This window comes from Halomonas sp. AOP30-A1-24 (genome assembly GCF_052378165.1).
Classification (GTDB): Bacteria; Pseudomonadota; Gammaproteobacteria; order Pseudomonadales; family Halomonadaceae; genus Vreelandella; species Vreelandella citrativorans.
The window spans coordinates 1-3,082 of record NZ_JBQSXL010000061.1; the positions used below are offsets into that span (position 1 = coordinate 1).

Annotated in this window: 2 rRNA genes; both read right to left on the reverse strand. The window is 54.9% G+C overall.

Going from position 1 to position 3,082, the window contains the following annotated elements:
- Nucleotides 1–104, reverse strand: a 5S ribosomal RNA gene (gene rrf, locus ACT3TJ_RS17745); the annotation flags it as partial.
- A gap of 122 nt (nucleotides 105–226) precedes the next feature.
- Nucleotides 227–3,082 (reverse strand): 23S ribosomal RNA (locus ACT3TJ_RS17750); the annotation flags it as partial.

Sequence of the window (3,082 nt, forward strand, 5' to 3'; positions counted from 1 at the left end):
CCTACTCTCGCATGGGGAGACCCCACACTACCATCGGCGCTAAGCGGTTTCACTACTGAGTTCGGCAAGGGATCAGGTGGTTCACGCTCGCTATGGTCGTCAGGCGTAACTGTCAATGTACATCATGCTGTGTCGTGTGATCGTCTCTCGTGCCAGGCGTTTGCTCGCCCAGCGCGCGTATCCGGTAGTCATCGTTGTCACTGCGACCAGACCCCTTGGGTGTTATAGGGTCAAGCCTCACGGGCCATTAGTACACGTTAGCTCAACACCTTGCAGTGCGTCCACACCGTGCCTATCAACCAGCTGGTCTCGCTGGGCCCTTCAGGAGGCTCAAGGCCTCGGGGATGTCTCATCTTGAAGGGGGCTTCCCGCTTAGATGCTTTCAGCGGTTATCCCGTCCGACCATAGCTACCCGGCAATGCCACTGGCGTGACAACCGGAACACCAGAGGGTCGTCCACTCCGGTCCTCTCGTACTAGGAGCAGCTCTTCTCAAACATCCAACGCCCACGGCAGATAGGGACCGAACTGTCTCACGACGTTCTAAACCCAGCTCGCGTACCACTTTAAATGGCGAACAGCCATACCCTTGGGACCGACTTCAGCCCCAGGATGTGATGAGCCGACATCGAGGTGCCAAACACCGCCGTCGATGTGAACTCTTGGGCGGTATCAGCCTGTTATCCCCGGAGTACCTTTTATCCGTTGAGCGATGGCCCTTCCATACAGAACCACCGGATCACTAGAACCTGCTTTCGCACCTGCTCGACGTGTCTGTCTCGCAGTCAAGCACCCTTATGCTCTTGCACTCATTGCACGATGTCCGACCGTGCTGAGGGTACCTTCGTGCTCCTCCGTTACTCTTTGGGAGGAGACCGCCCCAGTCAAACTACCCACCACACACTGTCCTCGATCCGGATAACGGACCTGAGTGAGAACGCCAATGATGCCAGGCTGGTATTTCAAGGTTGGCTCCCTTCGAACTGGCGTCCGAAGTTCAAAGCCTCCCAGCTATCCTACACAGGCAACATCAGCGTCCAGTGTGAAGCTATAGTAAAGGTTCACGGGGTCTTTCCGTCTAGCCGCGGGTACACCGCATCTTCACGGCGATTTCAATTTCACTGAGTCTCGGGTGGAGACAGCGTGGCCATCATTACGCCATTCGTGCAGGTCGGAACTTACCCGACAAGGAATTTCGCTACCTTAGGACCGTTATAGTTACGGCCGCCGTTTACCGGGGCTTCAATCAAGAGCTTCGCCCGAGGGCTAACACCATCATTTAACCTTCCGGCACCGGGCAGGCGTCACACCCTATACGTCCTCTTGCGAGTTGGCAGAGTGCTGTGTTTTTAATAAACAGTTGCAGCCACCTGGTATCTTCGACCGGTTCGGGCTGAAGGAGCAAGTCCTCTCACCCTACGCCGGCGTGCCTTCTCCCGAAGTTACGGCACCATTTTGCCTAGTTCCTTCACCCGAGTTCTCTCAAGCGCCTTGGGATTCTCACCCTGACCACCTGTGTCGGTTTGGGGTACGGTCGCACATGATCTGAAGCTTAGAGGCTTTTCCTGGAAGCGTGGCATCAATGACTTCGACACCGTGGTGTCTTCGTCTCGTCTCTCGGCTTTGAAGGGTCCCGGATTTACCTGAGACCCAGGCCTACTGACTTTCACCAGGACAACCAACGCCTGGCCCACCTAGCCTTCTCCGTCCCCCCATCGCAATCATGTCCGGTACGGGAATATTAGCCCGTTTCCCATCGACTACGCCTTTCGGCCTCGCCTTAGGGGCCGACTCACTCTGCTCTGATTAGCATCGAACAGAAAACCTTGGTCTTCCGGCGGGGGAGTTTTTCACTCCCCTTATCGTTACTCATGTCAGCATTCGCACTCGTGATACCTCCAGCAAGCTTCTCAACTCACCTTCATCGGCTTACACGACGCTCCTCTACCGCTCATCCTAAGGATGAACCCGTAGCTTCGGTATCTGGTTTAGCCCCGTTACATCTTCCGCGCAGGCCGACTCGACTAGTGAGCTATTACGCTTTCTTTAAAGGATGGCTGCTTCTAAGCCAACCTCCTAGCTGTCTGAGCCTTCCCACATCGTTTCCCACTTAACCAGAATTTGGGGACCTTAGCTGACGGTCTGGGTTGTTTCCCTTTTCACGACGGACGTTAGCACCCGCCGTGTGTCTCCCACGCTTGCACTCACCGGTATTCGGAGTTTGCCTCGGGTTGGTAAGTCGGGATGACCCCCTAGCCGAAACAGTGCTCTACCCCCGGCGGTGATACGTGAGGCGCTACCTAAATAGCTTTCGAGGAGAACCAGCTATCTCCGGGCTTGATTAGCCTTTCACTCCGATCCACAAGTCATCCAAATCTTTTTCAACAGATCCTGGTTCGGGCCTCCAGTTGATGTTACTCAACCTTCACCCTGCTCATGGATAGATCGCCCGGTTTCGGGTCTATATCCAGCGACTGTGTCGCCCAGTTAAGACTCGGTTTCCCTACGGCTCCCCTATACGGTTAACCTCGCCACTGAATATAAGTCGCTGACCCATTATACAAAAGGTACGCAGTCACAGAACAAGTCTGCTCCTACTGCTTGTACGCACACGGTTTCAGGATCTATTTCACTCCCCTCTCCGGGGTTCTTTTCGCCTTTCCCTCACGGTACTGGTTCACTATCGGTCAGCCAGGAGTATTTAGCCTTGGAGGATGGTCCCCCCGTCTTCAGTCAAGGTTTCTCGTGCCCCGACCTACTCGATTTCACAGGATCAGACTTTCGACTACGGGGCTATCACCCGCTATGGCCGAGCTTCCCAGCTCGTTCGTCTAATCAGTCACCTGCTTAAGGGCTGCTCCCCGTTCGCTCGCCGCTACTGGGGGAATCTCGGTTGATTTCTTTTCCTCAGGGTACTTAGATGTTTCAGTTCCCCTGGTTCGCCTCCTGCACCTATGTATTCAGTACAGGATACTGACCTTGTGGTCAGTGGGTTTCCCCATTCAGAGATGTCCGGGTCACAGGTTGTTTGCCACCTCGCCGAACCTTATCGCAGGCTTCCACGTCTTTCATCGCCTCTGGCT